Origin of the sequence: Corynebacterium sp. HMSC062E11 (genome assembly GCF_001811845.1) — a bacterium.
GTDB classification, from domain to species: Bacteria; Actinomycetota; Actinomycetes; order Mycobacteriales; family Mycobacteriaceae; genus Corynebacterium; species Corynebacterium hesseae.
In genome coordinates this window covers 103,107-119,564 of record NZ_KV806782.1, presented here as the reverse complement: position 1 = coordinate 119,564, position 16,458 = coordinate 103,107, and the positions used below count along the sequence as shown (strand labels likewise).

General features: G+C 60.6%; 17 protein-coding genes and 2 pseudogenes. 12 read left to right on the top strand and 7 right to left on the bottom strand.

All coding sequences use genetic code 11. The annotated features are described in order from the left end of the window. Window positions 1-322: 322 nt before the first annotated feature. The 6 genes and pseudogenes from HMPREF2822_RS03915 to HMPREF2822_RS03890 all read right to left on the bottom strand — a co-directional run bounded on the left by HMPREF2822_RS03915 (window position 323) and on the right by HMPREF2822_RS03890 (window position 8,175). Window positions 323-2,911 carry a DEAD/DEAH box helicase gene (locus tag HMPREF2822_RS03915; protein ID WP_070521210.1) on the bottom strand — a complete coding sequence of 863 codons (2,589 nt, stop codon included), beginning with the start codon at window positions 2,909-2,911 and terminating at the stop codon, window positions 323-325. After that, a pseudogene (locus HMPREF2822_RS03910) lies at window positions 2,911-4,745 on the bottom strand (site-specific DNA-methyltransferase). The gene HMPREF2822_RS03915 and the pseudogene HMPREF2822_RS03910 overlap by 1 nt, the downstream one beginning before the upstream one ends. Beyond that, complete coding sequence (locus HMPREF2822_RS03905; protein ID WP_070521207.1) at window positions 4,746-4,988, bottom strand: helix-turn-helix domain-containing protein; 243 nt, start codon at window positions 4,986-4,988, stop codon at window positions 4,746-4,748. Continuing rightward, entirely contained in the window at window positions 4,988-6,823 is a 1,836-nt protein-coding gene (locus tag HMPREF2822_RS03900; RefSeq protein ID WP_083306807.1) for an ATP-binding protein, read from the bottom strand. Before HMPREF2822_RS03900 ends, HMPREF2822_RS03905 begins: the two co-directional genes overlap by 1 nt. Next, entirely contained in the window at window positions 6,816-7,238 is a 423-nt protein-coding gene (locus HMPREF2822_RS13485) for an ABC-three component system middle component 2 (RefSeq protein ID WP_070521206.1), read from the bottom strand. Before HMPREF2822_RS13485 ends, HMPREF2822_RS03900 begins: the two co-directional genes overlap by 8 nt. Further along, window positions 7,228-8,175, bottom strand: a complete 948-nt coding sequence (locus tag HMPREF2822_RS03890) for an ABC-three component system protein (RefSeq protein ID WP_198530951.1) — start codon at window positions 8,173-8,175, stop codon at window positions 7,228-7,230. The genes HMPREF2822_RS13485 and HMPREF2822_RS03890 overlap by 11 nt, the downstream gene beginning before the upstream one ends. Window positions 8,176-8,456: 281 nt before the next feature. On the opposite strand from HMPREF2822_RS03890, the gene HMPREF2822_RS13480 reads away from it, so the two are divergent. The 9 genes and pseudogenes from HMPREF2822_RS13480 (at window position 8,457) to HMPREF2822_RS13635 (ending at window position 13,690) form a co-directional block, all read left to right on the top strand. Next, complete coding sequence (locus tag HMPREF2822_RS13480; RefSeq protein ID WP_166741061.1) at window positions 8,457-8,600, top strand: hypothetical protein; 144 nt, start codon at window positions 8,457-8,459, stop codon at window positions 8,598-8,600. Window positions 8,601-8,881: 281 nt separating this feature from the next. Then, the gene (locus HMPREF2822_RS03885) at window positions 8,882-9,388 is read left to right on the top strand and encodes an RNA polymerase sigma factor (protein ID WP_070521202.1); all 507 of its coding nucleotides are present in this window, start codon (window positions 8,882-8,884) and stop codon (window positions 9,386-9,388) included. 101 nt (window positions 9,389-9,489) lie between these two features. After that, window positions 9,490-9,744: a hypothetical protein gene (locus HMPREF2822_RS03880; RefSeq protein WP_070521199.1), complete on the top strand. Its 255-nt coding sequence runs from the start codon at window positions 9,490-9,492 to the stop codon at window positions 9,742-9,744. Beyond that, window positions 9,744-10,145 carry a hypothetical protein gene (locus HMPREF2822_RS03875; RefSeq protein ID WP_070521298.1) on the top strand — a complete coding sequence of 134 codons (402 nt, stop codon included), beginning with the start codon at window positions 9,744-9,746 and terminating at the stop codon, window positions 10,143-10,145. The genes HMPREF2822_RS03880 and HMPREF2822_RS03875 overlap by 1 nt, the downstream gene beginning before the upstream one ends. A 106-nt stretch (window positions 10,146-10,251) precedes the next feature. Further along, window positions 10,252-11,278 (top strand): annotated as a pseudogene (locus tag HMPREF2822_RS13840) (DUF2800 domain-containing protein). A gap of 5 nt (window positions 11,279-11,283) precedes the next feature. Further along, a complete protein-coding gene (locus HMPREF2822_RS03865) occupies window positions 11,284-11,829 on the top strand; it encodes a DUF2815 family protein (protein ID WP_070521195.1) in 546 nt (181 codons plus the stop codon). Between the two features lie 12 nt (window positions 11,830-11,841). Further along, complete coding sequence (locus HMPREF2822_RS03860; protein WP_070521192.1) at window positions 11,842-12,039, top strand: hypothetical protein; 198 nt, start codon at window positions 11,842-11,844, stop codon at window positions 12,037-12,039. A 404-nt stretch (window positions 12,040-12,443) separates the two neighbouring features. Beyond that, window positions 12,444-13,328: a DNA polymerase gene (locus HMPREF2822_RS13640; RefSeq protein ID WP_232755585.1), complete on the top strand. Its 885-nt coding sequence runs from the start codon at window positions 12,444-12,446 to the stop codon at window positions 13,326-13,328. Between the two features lie 5 nt (window positions 13,329-13,333). Beyond that, the gene (locus HMPREF2822_RS13635; RefSeq protein WP_232755580.1) at window positions 13,334-13,690 is read left to right on the top strand and encodes a DNA polymerase family A protein; all 357 of its coding nucleotides are present in this window, start codon (window positions 13,334-13,336) and stop codon (window positions 13,688-13,690) included. On the opposite strand, the gene HMPREF2822_RS03845 is transcribed toward HMPREF2822_RS13635, so the two are convergent. Next, the gene (locus HMPREF2822_RS03845) at window positions 13,687-14,604 is read right to left on the bottom strand and encodes an Abi family protein (protein ID WP_070521186.1); all 918 of its coding nucleotides are present in this window, start codon (window positions 14,602-14,604) and stop codon (window positions 13,687-13,689) included. The two genes, HMPREF2822_RS13635 and HMPREF2822_RS03845, sit on opposite strands and share 4 nt — an antisense overlap. Before the next feature lie 316 nt (window positions 14,605-14,920). Here HMPREF2822_RS03845 and HMPREF2822_RS03840 point away from each other — a divergent pair, with 316 nt between their 5' ends. From HMPREF2822_RS03840 to HMPREF2822_RS03830, 3 genes are all read left to right on the top strand, one after another. Then, window positions 14,921-15,685, top strand: coding sequence for a phage antirepressor (locus HMPREF2822_RS03840; RefSeq protein ID WP_070521184.1), 765 nt, complete (start codon window positions 14,921-14,923; stop codon window positions 15,683-15,685). A 273-nt stretch (window positions 15,686-15,958) separates the two neighbouring features. Beyond that, window positions 15,959-16,117 carry a DUF7768 domain-containing protein gene (locus tag HMPREF2822_RS13630; RefSeq protein ID WP_232755578.1) on the top strand — a complete coding sequence of 53 codons (159 nt, stop codon included), beginning with the start codon at window positions 15,959-15,961 and terminating at the stop codon, window positions 16,115-16,117. Next, window positions 16,114-16,458 carry a hypothetical protein gene (locus tag HMPREF2822_RS03830; protein WP_070521180.1) on the top strand — a complete coding sequence of 115 codons (345 nt, stop codon included), beginning with the start codon at window positions 16,114-16,116 and terminating at the stop codon, window positions 16,456-16,458. Before HMPREF2822_RS13630 ends, HMPREF2822_RS03830 begins: the two co-directional genes overlap by 4 nt.

Here is a 16,458-nt window from a genome sequence, read left to right as displayed (position 1 = left end):
CAGAGCTGCTGCTGGTGAAGATGGCCGACGCGTTGCAAGTGCTCGCTGGGCGCAACAGTACGGCGGTTGACCAAGCCGTGGACAGCTTGCAGTCAACGGGTGCGCGGCGACGTCCATCGACGCTCCACACGGCGATCGACAAGCTCCTGACCGAATAGCCGACCCAGCTCGCGCTCTATATCCGGTCTTCCTTGCCATGCTGGAGGGCGGCTGCGTGCCATCACCGATGGCAGGCTCGGATTCGTGTTCATCACCGCCGAGGCCGTCACCCTCGACCTCCCGCAACGCTGGATCCCCGTGATGCGCCCAGGCGAACTCGCAGCTACAGGGCGTTGCTGACCGGGCTGGCGAAGGCTTTCAGGTCTTCCCACGAGTCGGCACGGGCGGTGTCTTGCTCGTAGGCGATCAGATAGCCCCAGTGTTGACCGGCGTAGGCATCCTCAGCCACCAACCGGCGCACCAACGCCTCGGCAGCCTTACGCTTGGCCTGCACCCTGGCGTCATCGCGGCCGCGCTCGTCCTTGCCTTCGATGATCCAATGCACTCCGTTGGTGTCCAAGGCTACGAAGTCGGGGAAGTAGCGGTCTTTCGCGTTGTAGTACACGAACGCCTGGTCTTGCGGATGCAGGCGATGCCACCACACGATCCCCGGCGACGTGTTGAGCAGGCGAGCAAGCTGGTATTCGCCGGTGAAGGAGTCGAAGGACTCCTCGGCGAATAGCGACTTGAACCAGCCACCGTAGACCCGGCTTCGCACGAACTGGTCACGACTCTCGATCTGGTCATGCACCTTCTCACCCAACGGGAGCGTGTAGCCTGTGCTTGGCATCGACTTCGGGTGTATGGTCGGCACCTCGCGGGTGGCTCGCAGTGTCTCGGTTGTGTAGTTCTTGATCAGCGCTAGGAGTACGGCGCGGGCGGAGTCGAGGGATTTGACGGTCCAGCCGGTGAACGTCACGGCGCGCATGAACTTCGGCACCAGGAACGTGGCGACATAGCGGGCGGTCTGTTCGGTTTTGGGCACCAGCGACATGTTGATCACTAGTTTGACCAGCGCCTCCTCGGCGTCGGCGTCGTCGACGTGGACGGAGTCGACTTCGGCGCTTTCTCGATCCTCTGCCCGGAGTTTCTTGCCTAGGGCGGCGATGATTTCTTTGCGCAGCAGCACCTCCCCAGCAGAGGTGACCCGACGCGCCGCTTGCTCAATCTCGGCGTCACTGATTTCTGACAGGTCAATGGGCGGCTGCTGCACAGTCATCGTCGTCACCGGGAATCGGTAGGACACGTCAGCAAAGCTCGGGTTCCGTCCGATCGAAACCAACTCCCAGGTGGGCTGATCCTCCTGCTCGGTGATGGTGCGAACCCCGACACCGGGCAAACCCGCGCCCGGGGAATCACTGCCGCCGACGGGAACGGTGCCCGGCTGCGGAGCCACACCACCGGCGACCTCCCCACTGACACCGGTACCCGGTTCAGAACCGGTTGTCGCCGTAGGTTGGTCACCGCCGGTCGTGGGCGTACCTGTATCCGTGCCGGACTCTTCGGCGGCTTTACGGACCGCCTCTTCTACCTTGGCTTTGTCGGGCTCGGCGATGGCTTCGTCCAGGCCGAACTGCTGCAGCACGTTCTCGGCGTTGAGCAGCTCGGTGAAGGATTGGTGGGCGATGATGTCTAGCTGGTCGATCTGCCACACACCCGTATACCGGCCGAATGGCAGCCGCAGCCCGCGCCCCATCGTCTGCTGAGTGAGCACCTCAGAAGCCATTGCCCGCAACGTCACGACGACCGCGATGTTCTTGACATCCCAGCCTTCCTTGAGCTTGTTCACGCTCACCACCGCCAGCACCGGCGATTCGGGTCGATCCAATTCGTCGAGGCGACGCTGGGTCAACTCATCCTCGTGCTTGGAGTCCACCTGCAGCACAGCCTCACCTCGGCCGAGGTACTCCGGGGTGCGCAGTAGCTCGGCGACCTGGGTGGCGTGCTCCACATCGGAGCAGACCACGAAAGCGACCGCGTTCACATGATTGCGGTTCTGGGAAGCCGCGTACGAGTCGTAGTAGGCCTGCTTGAGCGCACGCAATTGCAGTGCGTCACGCAACTGCTGCTCTTCGGAGGCTTCATCGGTGCCATATCCAGTCTTGCGGAACGCCAACACGGGGGCCTTCACATACTTGTCCTGGATGGCGCGGTAGAGCGGGTACTCGAAAATGACGTGATCGGTAGCTTTGTCCACCGACGCGGTCAAACCAATCGCCGCTGCTGGATCGAGTTCCTTCAACGCTGCATTGAACGCGACCGCGCTGGACCCGTACAGGTGGGATTCGTCGGCGATCACAACCAGATCATCGAGGTTTTTCAGGTAGTTGAAGAGCACGCCGGCGTTCTCATCGAACCGGCGGGGCTTACGGCGCATCGCGTCCTGGGTACCACCGTGGGTGTCGCCCTCGGCTTCCTTCGGCGCGATGAGCTGCTGAATGTTGAAGATAAACGCCAGCATTGGCACTTCACGGCCGAACGCGAGTCGGGCCGGGCCGTTCTGCCGGGCGATCCACGCCGAGTAGTCCTGTGGGGTTACGACCTCGGGCGGCACCGCCGCACCGGTGATGTAGCGGGGTGTGCCGGGCGTGAAGTTCTGCACCGTCTTCGCCTGCACCGTCTTGCCTGGGGTGACGATCACGACGTTGCCAACTCCTTGGCGGCGCAGATACTCTACTAACGCCGCCATCAAGTAGGTCTTGCCCACGCCCGTAGCGAGGTTGAGCACCTGCATCACGGTCGGGTCATAGTCACCGTCGAGAGTGAAGACCAGCTGGCGCAGTGCTTCCTTGTTCGGAGCACGCAGGTCGAACTCGGCACTGATTGACTCCAACATGTCGGAGTCAAAACTGATGTTGAGCCTGTTCGCCATCACTGGTCACCACCTTCGCTGTACCGAAACACGTCATCGGGCAATGCGACCACCCGCGACCCCTTCACCAGTTTGCGCAGATGCTGGCGCACGCCGTCCATCACCGTGGTGGCGGCCAGCATGATTGTCTCGCCGGGCTGGATTTGGGAAGCAAGCCAGTCAACGAGCTCGGTCGTGGCGGCACCCTCCACCACCTTCAACAAGGCATTGCCACGGCGGGCATCAAAAATATAGTCATCATCCGGGTGCAACAGTGTGAACCCGAGGTTGGCAGCCACCGACTCGAGCAAAGTCTGTCCGGTCGCGGCCGCAGTGAGCATCACCCTGTCCAGTTCAGGGGCGTAGCCGAAACACGCAGGCGACAGATGGGCGACCTGGAAGCCGCCGCCACCACGCCAGTTCAGTACTTCCTTCGTGCGCCTGGTCTTCGAGGCAGCCTTCAGTGTCTTCACCTCGACACTCTTCTTTAATTCCGGATCGTCCTTGATCAGCTTGTTGAGCACGCTCGTGAATTTCGCGGCGTCTTCCGGCGAGACCCCATCAGGCAGCCCGTCTTCCGTTGCGTCTACTCGTTCGCCCTTAGTCCGCGTAATCCCACCCGGATCTTGATCGCCCACAACCTTTTCCAAACGAGGGCGCGTAAACGTCGTGAACGTCGACTCCAGCAATTCGCACGTCACCCAACGCCGCCCCATCTTCTGGGCTACCGCTGCAGTCGTCCCCGACCCAGCAAACACATCCAGCACAATGTCACCTGGGGCAGTAGATGAGGCCATGATGAAGCCCAGCAATTCTTCTGGCTTTGGTGTATCGAAAAGCTCGGGGGTTGGCATTCCGGGAAATAGAACCTTGAGGTGATTCTTAGCCCCTCGAGTACTTCCAGTTTTCCAACAGAATGCCACGAATCGCTCGGCGGAAGACCTGCTTGCTCCCACAGGTAGGTCTTCCTCTTCAAGGCCGTTTCATCGTCGTTGAAATAGACTTCTCCCGTTGCCATTTTGGAGGCCATCGTGGTTTGATCCCAGCGCCAGCCATTTGTTGGCGGTTCTAATAAACCGCCAGAGGGCTTTGCGATTGGATACTTTAGGGCAGGACGGTCTTTGGGGTTCTGTACGTCGCGACCGTCATACCAAGGGCCTCTAGGGTCTTTGTCTGGATTCCGGTAATGTGACTGCTTCTCCGGATCAGGGAGGTGGCGAGGCCTCCATCCCGGACTTTTTCCGTAGACACAAATTTGATTCTTGTCCTTGGAAAAGGAACCCGCATTGTTGCTGGAGCTATCTGACGCAAGCCACGAGACATCAGCAACAAAACATTGCGGCCCGAATACTTCGTCTAGGAGAAGGCGCATTCTGTGGCTCTCCACGTCGTCAAGGTGAACCCAGATCGAGCCGTCGTCGGCAAGCAGCTTCTTGAGGTGTAACAGCCTGTCGCGCATCATCGTCAGCCAGATAGAGTGCTCCAGGTTGTCCTCGTAGCTGGCGAATGTCTGCGCGGTGTTAAACGGAGGATCAATGTAGATCAGTTTCACCTTGCCGACGTACTTCTCGGCAAGCTCGGGTACGCGGGTGAGGGCTTCGAGGACGTCGCCGGATTCGCCGAGGATGAGCAGGTTGTCGTCCTGAGGTTCCAGATCGGCGCGCTCGGAGTAGGCGAACTCGTTAGACTTCGGTGTCTGGCTGCCTTGCACGTAGTCGTCCAGCACGAGGGTGTGGGTTTCGCAGTAACGCGGATCAGAGGGGTCAACCCACGTGTAGCCGTACTTACCGACCTCGGTGGGGATGAGAGCCTTGTCCTTGTTGTACCAGGTGAGCTGCAGGCGTTGAGCGGTCATCTAGTCGGTCTCTCCCTTCGTGTCAGTGGGGACGACCTCGCAGATGTCGGCAATGTCGCAGTCGAGAGCTTCGCAGATTCTCACGAGGACGGTTGTAGTGACGTTTTCGTCTCGGCCAAGCTTGGCGATGGTCGCTCCCGAAAGTCCGGTCATCTTCCGGAGGTCCTGCTTTTGAAGCTCTCTATCAATAAGCAGTTTCCACAAGGACTTGTAGCTTACTGTGAAGCTGTGGGGATTCGTCATCACTGTTCCTCTTCTGCAACGTCGTACACATCGTCTAGGTAGCCGTAGCGTCCCTGTGTCTTGCTCTTGGAAAACTCGATGACTCTCGTCTGGTCCGCGTACTCGAGCCCTTCGGTTCGGTCGGTGTTTTCCAGGATGATGATTTGTTGGTCTTTGGATTGTTCGGCGAAGTGCTCGAACAGCCCGGTCCGCATTGAGGTGTTTGGGGTGTTCTTGCCCTCGTCGAAGCCATGCAGGGGGGTGTCGATCAGGACGAAACCGGGCGCATGGCGCGAGCGGCGGTTCATGAACGCATGGAACGCGAGAACAACGACGGTGTTGAAGAAGGCGCAGTACCCCTTGCCCTGCTCATCGGCTTTGGCGTACCCCGCGATTTCGATGTCGAAGACTTGACGGTTGAAGGCTGCGCTTTGGGCTCCCGGGAAGTGTGCCTGCTCCAGGATGTCTTGCATGGATCTGGTCATCGAGTAGTAGAAATCGCCGTCGAAGTATTCTCGCGGTTTGAACTTTTCAGCATCCGGATCACCGGTTTCATCGTCTCCATCCAGCGTTTTCTGGAAGCGACGCTCAAGCTCAGTCAGCTGCTCATGCTCAGCTTTGATTCGCTGCGTAGCGGCGAGTTGATCAATCTGGGTTTGGATGGCACGCGTGGCCGGGTCGAGGCTGCCGGAGAGCTGATTCAACAGCTGGACATGTTCTTGCTTGTTGCGCCCCAGGTCAGCGGCAAGGTCGGCTGCGATTTGTTGTAGCGGGTCGAGGTCATCCGTGGCCTCCTGTTTGAGGCGCTGGATACGAGCTATCTCAGCTTCGAAGGCTGCGATGTCCTCGTCAGTTGGTGGCGGAGTTGCGATTGTGCTGTGGCAGAACTGGCAGGTGTCGGGATGCGGATGGGTTTGGTCGTGCCTCATGCCTTGGAGCTGAAGGTCGAGCCGGGCGATGTCCGCATCGTATTGCGTGATCAGGGTACCGCGCTGCTCGACGGCTATTTCAAGTCCTTCAAGTTCTTGGGTCTGGTGACTGATTGTGGTGATCAACTCGCCGTCTTGGGTGAGGATGTGTTCCCGCTGGTTTTGCAGGTCTTCCAGCTGTGCCCTTAGCTTCGCTAGGTATGCCTCGATAGTTGCTCCCTCGGCTGCGGCCTGTTGTTCAGCGCGTTCCAGTTCGGCTTTGCGTGCCTGGATGATGTCGAGTTGCTGGTAGATGTAGCGTTCAACAGCCCTACGGCGTGCTCGCCTGTCCGAAGCGCTCTCGCGTGAGGTTGTCTCATCGAAGTTCTCGTCTTGCGCCAACACGAGAAGAGCTGACAAGTTTTGGGTCAGCGACTGGGCGCTAGAAGACTTCGGAAGAAGGATGGAGGGATCTGGTCGGCCGATTTCGCTCTCTGGTACTAGGAGTATGTGGCGAACCGCATTCCAGGTGAAGCGCGCTTTGTTGAATGCTTCGTTGGTGATGACCTGACGTCCAGGCTTAATCCCCAGCAGTCCGATCAAGAGATTGTTGACTGGCTGCTTGCTCTTGTTATTGAGGGAGTACGTTCCCGACTCCACGTTGGGATCGGTCGAGGCCACCTCGATGCTTGATCCTCGCTTTGTGGAGCGCGAAAGCGTCACCTCACCATCGGCAGTCACGAAGGTGACGGCTGCGGTCGTGTACCCGGTTTTATCGGTGAACGGAAGATCCTTGCCACCACATGCGAAGGCGATCGTCTTCGCGATTCTGGTCTTGCCGGTGTTGGACGGGCCGACAATGCAGTTCAGACCGGGAGCAAGATCGATGATCGAAGCGGTGCCGTCATCTCTGGTGGCCTTGACCTGGCGAATCCAAAGCTTACCCATGCTGCATCACCTTCTTCTGAACCTGCACTACGACAACGTCGAGTCCGCGTGCCAGGAGTTGACCGATGGCCTGCCCGTATGCATCCGCGTACGCGCCGTTAAGGGATTGCGCGAAACTCTGACCGGCCGGAGTGGAGCCAAACGTGATGCCGTTGTCGCCGGTGGACGCCAGCCCGGTACGTACGAGCCGGGCAAGCCCGGCATGGACGCGTCTGCGGCGGGCATCATATTCGGCCACCGCGTACGGGGTGTCGCCGTGAAGGCTCTCGTTCCCGAACCCGAACTGCTTCATGTAGGTCGCCGCGATATCGAGCGCCGTGGTCTCGTCAAGGCTCAATGAACGCGGCACCCGCGAGAGGCACATGGTGAGCCGGGTCGCTGTCTCCTCGGGTGTGTTGAACAAGTTAGTCGTCACGGTAGACCACCCAGTGCAGTTGATCATCGTTGACGAGCATGTGGCACATGCCCTTCTTGTGAGTTGCCCGCACCATCGACGGGAACTTCACAATGACCGAACCGTTCAACGCGAAGTCGGCTGCCTTGCTCAAGGTCGCGTTCATTCGCAGGTAGCCGTCGTCGTAGTCCGCCTCGCAGATTTCGACGACCCCGTCGAACAGGTCTTCCTTCATCGCAGAGAATTCCTGTTCTCCAGTGGGGATGAGATCCCGAAGGTTACGGCGAACCCCTTCAGCATCCCAGAAATGCCCACGCTGCCTGGCGAACGCCTTCCGGTATCGATCGGGCAGGGCACTGATATCGGCAACCGGAGTTCCTAGGTGCTCAGCGAGAGCGGCAAACATCTGTGTGGTGTAGCCGGATTCGAGCGCAGGATCGGGCGACTCGGGAACTTTCGGTGTGGGCTTCCATGGCAGCGAAGAAGACCCCAAATGAAGTTTGCCGCCGCTGATCCTGCCTTCGGCTAGCGGCAGGTTGTTGAACAAATCTGGTTGCGCCTGCGGGGCGGCACCGTCGGCGAGTAGATCCCGGTCGTTGCTGTTTGCCCACAGAATCGCTTTCAGCCATTGCCCCACAGCCGAGGGCACTTGCCCTATATCGTGCACATTGATGTTGGCCACCGTGAGCTGCTCTTGGAATGTAGCGAGGGCGTCGACGCCTATGGGGTTACAGAGTTCTTCAACTTTGCTGGTGTCCAGATGATTGTGGAAGTCCCGGGCTTTCCAATCGGGCAGTTTCCTGTCCCCGTTGAAAAACCGTACGAGGTCGGTCTCGTTGATCCCAGCCCACACTCCGACCGTGATCGACGTCTTTCCAGGTTCCCGCTTCTTCTCGTGCGCGGACGTTTCGACAAAGACGGTTTCTTTATCCATCACCGCGTCGAAGAAGTCCTTCATGAACCCCTTCTTTGTCCGGGCGACTCCCGACATGAAGGGTTGGACGGTTCGGCAGAAAGCGCCCAGCGCATAGCGAGGGTCTGCAGTTACTGTCATCTCGTCTCCTCTCCGTCTTCTGCCGTCTTGTCTCGTCTCGGGTGCCAGCGCCTCGTTTTCCTACCGTGAAAACAGGTTCAGAAACCGAGTGCAGTCCTTGGGACGAAGATATGTCGATTCTACCTCGAAGTGCACGTTTCTGAACATCAAGTACACGAACGTGTCGCGAGGAGGTGAACAGGGACATGGGCACACGAAACACGAAGCAGACGTCTCGGCCGGTCGCCAAAAAGGCGTCCGCACTGCTGCGCGACGGTCGCACCTCGGCCAAGACGAAGTCGGTCGCAGCCTCGGCGCTGGCTCAGGCCAAGCCGCGTAAGGGCAAGTAACCCTCACGGCTGTCCTGCTGGCCAGACGTCATCCGGCAGGACAACCCAACCGCTGTGGCGGTCAAAGCCGTACCGGTCACCGGCCGGCCGCCTTCCTCCTACACCCGCATGCGTTTTTCAACCGTATTCGGGAGACCTCCGTTGAGCGCTTGACGGGCACCACCTGTATCCGGGTTCACCCCCGGGTCGGGTTGGTGCCCGTCACTGTTTCCGCTCAACACCACGGTCGCTCGTCGGTTGCCCTCAACGGTGTCTCCCTTCGCAAGAAGGGAAGCCCTCACGTGGCATTCAACAACCAATTCACTGTCCCGTACCTGACCCCCAGGGGCAACACCATCGACCTACCCGTCCCTGATCTGCCCGACAGCGAAGAACTGCGTGCCCAGCTGCGCGACCCGGCTTCGCGTCCGAAGTGGGCTCGCGCCTACCTCGACGACGTGTACGCCGAGTACCGCGAGCTGGACAATCGCCGCCGCTCCGACATCTCCGTCGACCAACCCGGCCACTGTGATGACGACGAGCGTGGCGGGCTGGGCGCGGATTACTTCGCCTCGGACGATCCGGACTTCACCGAGCAGGTCGAGGCCAACCTCGCGGTGGTCGAACTGCTGAGTCCGCTGACTGCGACGCAGCGCGAGTACATCGAGCTGCATGTGCTCCACGGCGACCGGTTCACCGAGATCGCCGCCGACAAGACCGGCATAGACCAATCGACCAGTGCCGATGCGGTGCGGAAAGCCGTTTCGCGCGGTCTGGCTCAACTGCGCAAAACACTCACTGAGTCGTAGGCCGTCCGGTTTCGGTGCGCCCCATGCCTGACAGATGCAACGCACTCCCTTCACCAGCCCGGTGATGGGGCGTACCACCACCTAAATGGAAGGAAACCAGGATGCCCACCAAGCTCAAGACCAAGATCGCCAAGCATCCCAGCCCGGCTGCCGCACTCGCTGCAAAAGAAATCCGCCCCAGCAAGCGGATGCTGCGCGCGATCTTCGGCACCAGCCGACCCCAGTACCGCATGGCCGTGCCCCTGCCCGGCTCCGAAGCCTCCACCGTCAAGGTGCGTGTCGCCGATACCGACGACGACCTGATGGCGCTGGCCGGCGCGGCAGGTGTCACCCGCGAGGGCGGTGATAACCGATGATCTCGGTGAGTGACGCGAACAGGTTCACTGGCGCGTTGAACCGGATCGCCGAAAGCGTCACCATGCTCGCTCCCGCAATTGAGGAGACCGCGTGGGATGAGTTCGAGGATCACGCCGGGATGCCAGGCGCACGTCCGATCGCCGCCGCCGGGCTCGCACAACCCGACCTGGAGCAGGCCGCCGCTGAGTACGAGGCCGCCCACCGACAGGCACCCGAACCGGCGCCTGAGCCGGTGTCGCTGGCGCAGGTACGTGGAGTGCTCGCCGGGCTCTCCAGCCAAGGCATGACCGAGCAGGTGCGTGAGCTGATCGTCGCCACCGGCGCGCACAAGCTGTCGGAGGTTGACCCGACGAAGTACGGGTGGCTGCTGGCCAAGGCGAAGGAGCTGTCCGATGCCTGACCAACATTCGCTGCTCTCGGTGTCGAGCGCGCACCGGTGACTCAACTGCTAACCCAGCGCCGTCCTCGAATCCCGTGAGCAGCATGCCTCGTCGGCGACAGCAGAACTGGGCACCGTCGCACACGCTCTGGCGGAATGGAAGCTCGGGTGTGCCCTCAACGACGCGCCGACTTTCAAGCCCGAGTCCGGCTGGATCGATACCGAGATGGAGGACCTGACCGACGACTACGTGTCGTTCGTCCGGGAACGCATCTCACTGGCACGGGAGACCTGTGGTGATCCGCAGGTGCTGATCGAGCAGCGCCTCGACTTCTCCCACGTCGTGCCGGGCGGTTTCGGTACCGGCGACTGCGTGATCATCGCCGAACCCAAGCTGCAGATCATCGATCTCATGTACGGACAGGACATCCTCGTCGAGGCCGCACACAACCTGCAGCTCATGTTGTACGCGCTCGGAGCCGTCCACGCTTTCGGGGACTTGTATGACATCACCGATGCTGCGGTGACGATCTACCAGCCCCGGCTGGGCAACGTTGCCACTTGGGAAACCAGCGTCGCCGACCTCCTCGCATGGGCTGAGACCGAGGTGAAGACGAAGGCCGGGTTGGCTGCGGCGGGCGGGGCGAGTTCTGTCCCGGCTCGTGGTGCCAGTTCTGCCGCATCGCACTGACGTGCCGAGCACGCGCTGAAGCCCACCTCGCGCTCGCCCAGCACGAGTTCGCCCCCCGGCCGAGCTGTCCGGCAGTGAGATTGCGGACGTGCTGACAAGGATTCCACAGCTCAAAACGTGGGCTGCGGATGTGGAGGCCTACGCGCTTTCGCAGGCGGTGAACCAGGGCAAGCACTGGGATGGTTTCAAGCTCGTCGCCTGACGGTCTGTCCGCAAATACACGGACGAGAACGCCGTCGCCGAAGCGGCTGAAGCTGCCGGGTACGCCGACATCTACGACCGCAGACTCATCACGCTCACTGCGATGGAACGGCTCATGGGCAAGAACACCTTCAACGAGGTGCTCGGCGACCTCGTGGTCAAGCCCGTGGGTAAGCCGACGCTCGTGCCTGACACCGACAAACGACCCGCGCTGGAAATCCACAGCGCACAAACCGAATTCACGAAAACAGAAAGCAGGTAACAACCTTGTCAACCAACAACCCCACCCGCGTCGTCACCGTCGAAGTCCGCCTCTCCTACGCTCACGTGTGGGAGCCGAACTTCATCCAGGGAGGCAAGCCCAAGTACTCCGTGTCGCTGATCTTCCCGAAGGCCGACAGCACCACCATCACAGCTATCGAGAAGGCCATCGACGCGGCGATCGACGCTGGTACGGCCAAGTTCGGAGGCAAGCGCCCCAACAAGGCGGCTCTGAAGCTGTCGCTGCGCGACGGGGATACCGAGCGTGACGGCGAAGCCTACGCAAACAGCTTCTTCGTCAACGCCAACAGCCTCACTCCGCCGCAGGTTGTGGACGAGAACGTCTCTCCGGTTCTTGACCGTTCCGAGGCGTACTCGGATTGCTACGCCCGCGTCTCCCTGTCGTTCTACGCGTTCAACACGAACGGGAACAAGGGGGTGGCGGGCGGGCTGGGCAACATTCAGAAGATCTGCCACGGTGAACCCCTTGGCGCAGGCCGCGTCTCCGCTGAGCCCGACTTCGGCGCGCCGGCCGACGACTTCCTCGACTAAGGAGGCTGAATCATGAGTGACTGTTTCAACGCCATCACCCTCGCCGTGTGGGTCTACGTCCTGATCCCGTTCTGGATGGTCTGGGGCTACTACTGGATTAAGGACAAGCGGGCCAAACGCCGCGAACGTCAGCGCATCGATGAGCTGATCGCCAAGGAGAAGGCCGAGCTCGACAGGATGAGCGCCACCTACAATCTCGACCCGAAGTAACACCCCAGCAGTGAGGAAGTCACCAAACACCGGTTGGCTCCCTCACCTTCGCCTATCCGACTGTCCAGGAGCCCTGATGCGCCAGATCGCTATCGATATTGAAACCTTCAGCCCAGCACCCCTAGGGAAAACCGGCGTCTACCCGTATGCCGAACACCCCGACTTCCGCCTCCTCATCTTCGGCTGCTCGATCGACGGCGGCCCGGTGGAAGTCGTCGATCTCGCCAGTGGTGGTGGGCTGCCCGACGGAGGTGCTCGCAGCATTGGTGGACCCCAGGTGTGGTCAAGTGGGCGCATAACGCCGACTTCGGGCGGGTCGCGCTCTCCGCGTGGCTGCATCGTCATCACCCCGTGCTGTTGGCGGCCGGGTTTCTTGACCCGAGCCAGTGGCGCTGCACGATGGTATGGTCGGCTTACCTCGGTCCACCGATGGGTTTGGAATCGGTCTCACCACCCACGGCTGCGAGATATCGTCCTTGGTGAAGGCTGATGTCGAAGCCGCCCTCGAGTCCGCCACGGGCAAGGTCAAAGAAGTCCTGGAGCTGCGCAGTGACCTGGCGAAATCCTCGGTGAAGAAGTACCAGGCCATGCACAACGTCGGAGACCCGGACGGGCGGGTACGCGGCCTTATCCAGTTCTATGGAGCGGGACGCACCGGCAGGTTCGTCGGACGCCTCGTCCAAGTCCAAAACCTGCCCCGAAACTACCTGCCCGACCTCGACCAAGCCCGCGCCCTCTCCCGACAAGGCAACCTCGACGCCCTTGAACTGCTCTACGACTCCGTGGCAGACACACTCAGCCAGTTGATCCGGACAGCGTTCATCCCCAGCGCCGGATGCCGATTCATCGTCGTTGACTACTCCGCGATTGAAGCCCGTGTCATCGCCTGGCACGCCGGAGAAACATCCACCCTGGCAGCCTTCCGCGACGGCAAAGACCTCTACTGTGAGACCGCGTCGCGCATGTTCGGCGTCTCCGTCGAAAACACGGCATCAACGCTGAGCTGCGCCAGAAGGGGAAGATCGCCACGCTGGCCTGCGGCTATAACGGCTCCGTCGGAGCGCTCAAGGCGATGGGTGCCCTACGGATGGGGCTGGCCGAGCACGAACTCAAACACATCGTCGACGCCTGGCGGGCAGCCGTTCCCAACATCGTGTGACTCTGGGCGGATGTCGAGCAGGCCGCACTCGACGCCATCACCACCCGCCAGGCTGTTCGGCTATGCAACCTTCGCTTCACTGCCGAGTCCGGCATCTTGTTCATCACCCTGCCCTCTGGTAGGCGGCTAGCCTACGTGAAGCCCCAGCTGGGTGAGAACCGGTGGGGCGGCACCTCCATCACCTACAGCGGTGTCACGACCGGACGCAAGTGGGGGCGGCTGGAGACCTACGGCGGGAAACTCGTCGAGAACATCGTCCAAGCAGTCGCTCGTGACCTCCTCGTCCACGCCATGACACTCGTCGCTCAGGCTGGGCACAAGATTGTCATACACGTCCACGACGAAATCGTCATCGACGAGCCCGAGGACTCCGGCTTCACCATCGCCGATGCTTGCCAGCTCACGACGGCCCACCCGACTCCCGCCCGACTGGGCAGCAGGCTCCCACTCGACGTCGACGGGTACGAATGCGACTACTACCGCAAGGATTAGACGCGCCAGAGAGGCAACTCGCGCCAGTTGTCAGGTGCTCCTGTGCGAGAAAACGGCACGATGGGATTGTGCGGGTAGGTGTCGAACAGCTTCGGTAGCCGGTCGGCTGGAGACAAGTCCAGTTGGCGGTGCAAGTATTGGATAAGGGAGAGCTGCCCGAACACGCGATTCATTCTTTCAGCTACCGGAGCCAGCCTGACGTCATTGTTCAGTTTCGGTTTGATGTCGTAAACACGGTTGAACATCCTTGCATGATGAGCTGCGTAATTACGCAGAATATTCAAGGATTTCAGCCATGATTCAAGCTGAGGACCAGTTAGGTCGCAGGGCTCGGCAATCCGTTTGCGCACGATATTGGGCGACATGCCGTACAGGTACGACAGCATCCCCCAATCCATGATTTCGACAGCCGCCCAGATGGGTAGAGTCCCGCCATATTTGGATTTGTGGTGGGCGACGAAGTCCTCCTTCGACGCTTTCAATGCCGACTGGTACTTTCTCAGCCACACCTCATGCAGGCTACGCCCGTCTTTGTTTCGCTGCTGTGCCCGGGCGCTCAAACGCTGGGGATCTAAATAGATCAGCGGGTCAAGGTGACCCAGTTCGTGACCGAGCTTGGTTCGAATAGCTAACTCCACGCGATCAAGCTCGATGAACACGCTGTGGCGCAATTGTTCGTCAAACCCATAGAGGGCTACCACCAGGTCAAACGATGCTCCCTCAACGAATTCATCCTGGGCAGTGCCGTCGCCTTGGGAGAAACGGCGCATCGGGTACCAGTATCCGGACAAGCGGTAGTAGTTCAATCGAGCCAGCAGCGTCTCAGCATGCTGGGGATCATTCACTCGTATCCCACGCTGACGAAGCAATTCGACCTGTTCACCGTAGGTCTTGAACTGCTTCACCTGCTCCACGCGCACCTCTGTTTGATACGAAAACGAAGACCGGCCCTGGACTCCCACCGAGGCGGGCAGCGGAACCGGTCATGTTGACTACAAGGCTACCTTGTTGATGACGCCGAAGCAAAAGCACAGGGTACGGAGCCATCGGTACGTTCACACACTAGTGTGCCCCTCTGACCCGTCCGGATTTGTCGGTCCGCGGGGGCATATGGGCGAGAGCCTTCCTCCCGCAGTGTCCGGTTTCGGTGCCTGCCGTGCCTGACAGGTGAGAGCCTGGCGCATCCCGCGCCCGCGATTGTCTACCTGGCTCTCAGAAAAGGAGCCGGTCATGGCTACCGGACTACAAGTGTTCACCAACCACGAGTTCGGCACGATCCGAACCATCACCTCGGGCAGGCAGGTCCTGTTCTACGGCCGGGACGTGGCGACCGCCCTCGGCTACGCCAACACGAAAGATGCCCTGGCGCGTCACTGTAAGGGGGTCGTGAATCACTACCCCCTTGAGACGGCTGGTGGCATCCAGCAGGTCAGGTTCATCAGCGAGGGCGACCTGTACCGGCTGATTGTCTCCTCCAAGCTGCCCGCCGCCGAGCAGTTCGAGGCGTGGGTGTTCGACGACGTTCTACCGTCCATCCGCCGCCACGGCATGTACGCCATCGACGAGCTGCTCAATGATGATGAGTTCCTTGAGCGGGCGATTGCCACCCTGTGTGCCGAGCGGGCGAAGCGGCTCGCCGCCGAACAAGCCCTGTTGGAGGCGGCACCGAAGGTGTCCTATTGCGACGTGGTGCTGGCGTCGCCGTCGCTGATCACCACCACCGAGATCGCCAAGGACTACGGCCTGTCGGCGAAGAAGCTCAACCAGATTCTGCGCGAGGAGCAGGTGCAGTTTCACCAGTCCCGGCGCTGGTTCCTCTACGCCAAGTTTGCTGAGCAGGGTTACACCCAGTCCAAGACGTACGAGTACGACGAGGGCAAGACCCGCACCCACATGTACTGGACGCAGAAAGGCCGCCTGTTCATCTATGACCTGTTGAAGAACACCCGTGGCCTGGTGCCGGTGATCGAGCGTGAAGGCGAGGACGCCAGATGACCGCCACTGCGCTTCTTGATATCGGAATACCGAAGAAGAACGTCGAAGGATACCCCTGCCCGACCTGCTACCGGGCGCTGAAAGCGATTCAGCGCGGCGAGTACGGGTACCGACCGTTGGTTTACATCTGCTCCCCGTATTCCGGCGATGTGGAGGCGAACATCGTGCTTGTTCAGCGCGTTCGCGGTGTCAGCAGGCCAGATTCCGCTCACCCCACATCTGCACTACCCGTAGTTCAAGGATGAGACCTACCCGGGCGCCCGTGAGCTGACCATGTTCTTCAACCGCATCCTGCTGTCGAAATGCGAGCAACTATGGGCATACATCGGCCGGGGCAGCGCGGGGATGCGCGCCGAGATCGACTGGGCTCACCAGATAGATATCCCGATCCGCTTCTTCGACGCCGACTTCCAGGAGGAGCACCCCGCATGACGCCGTTCACCCTATGCGCGGCCACCAGTAGCGGCAATGCGCACAACAACCACTACCCGAACCACCACCAGATTACTGACCAAGCCGGGGTGGAGCAGGTGGCCAGGTTGGATCACGTTGCCGCCACCCACACCCTCCTGGTTCAGATCAGCGACCTGGAGAACCGGAAAGCCGCTTACTGCTACTACAAGGAACAACTCGCCACGTTCGACCCGGTCAGCATCGAGTTCACCCCATACCTATGGCACACCCTCATTGACCACGCCGAAGTGGACACCGACGGCGCCATCATGTTCATGTTTAGGGATGGTATCTCCCGTCAGCAGTTGATCGGCAAGTAA

Excerpts from the sequence above, each read along its gene's own strand:
- HMPREF2822_RS03915 (WP_070521210.1), bottom strand. The coding sequence starts at position 2,911 with ATGGCGAACAGGCTCAACATCAGTTTTGACTCCGACATGTTGGAGTCA.
- HMPREF2822_RS03905 (WP_070521207.1), bottom strand. The coding sequence starts at position 4,988 with ATGACGAATCCCCACAGCTTCACAGTAAGCTACAAGTCCTTGTGGAAA.
- HMPREF2822_RS03900 (WP_083306807.1), bottom strand. The coding sequence starts at position 6,823 with ATGGGTAAGCTTTGGATTCGCCAGGTCAAGGCCACCAGAGATGACGGC.
- HMPREF2822_RS03890 (WP_198530951.1), bottom strand. The coding sequence starts at position 8,175 with ATGAAGGACTTCTTCGACGCGGTGATGGATAAAGAAACCGTCTTTGTC.
- HMPREF2822_RS13480 (WP_166741061.1), top strand. The coding sequence starts at position 8,457 with ATGGGCACACGAAACACGAAGCAGACGTCTCGGCCGGTCGCCAAAAAG.
- HMPREF2822_RS03880 (WP_070521199.1), top strand. The coding sequence starts at position 9,490 with ATGCCCACCAAGCTCAAGACCAAGATCGCCAAGCATCCCAGCCCGGCT.
- HMPREF2822_RS03860 (WP_070521192.1), top strand. The coding sequence starts at position 11,842 with ATGAGTGACTGTTTCAACGCCATCACCCTCGCCGTGTGGGTCTACGTC.
- HMPREF2822_RS13640 (WP_232755585.1), top strand. The coding sequence starts at position 12,444 with ATGGTCGGCTTACCTCGGTCCACCGATGGGTTTGGAATCGGTCTCACC.
- HMPREF2822_RS03840 (WP_070521184.1), top strand. The coding sequence starts at position 14,921 with ATGGCTACCGGACTACAAGTGTTCACCAACCACGAGTTCGGCACGATC.
- HMPREF2822_RS13630 (WP_232755578.1), top strand. The coding sequence starts at position 15,959 with ATGTTCTTCAACCGCATCCTGCTGTCGAAATGCGAGCAACTATGGGCA.
- HMPREF2822_RS03830 (WP_070521180.1), top strand. The coding sequence starts at position 16,114 with ATGACGCCGTTCACCCTATGCGCGGCCACCAGTAGCGGCAATGCGCAC.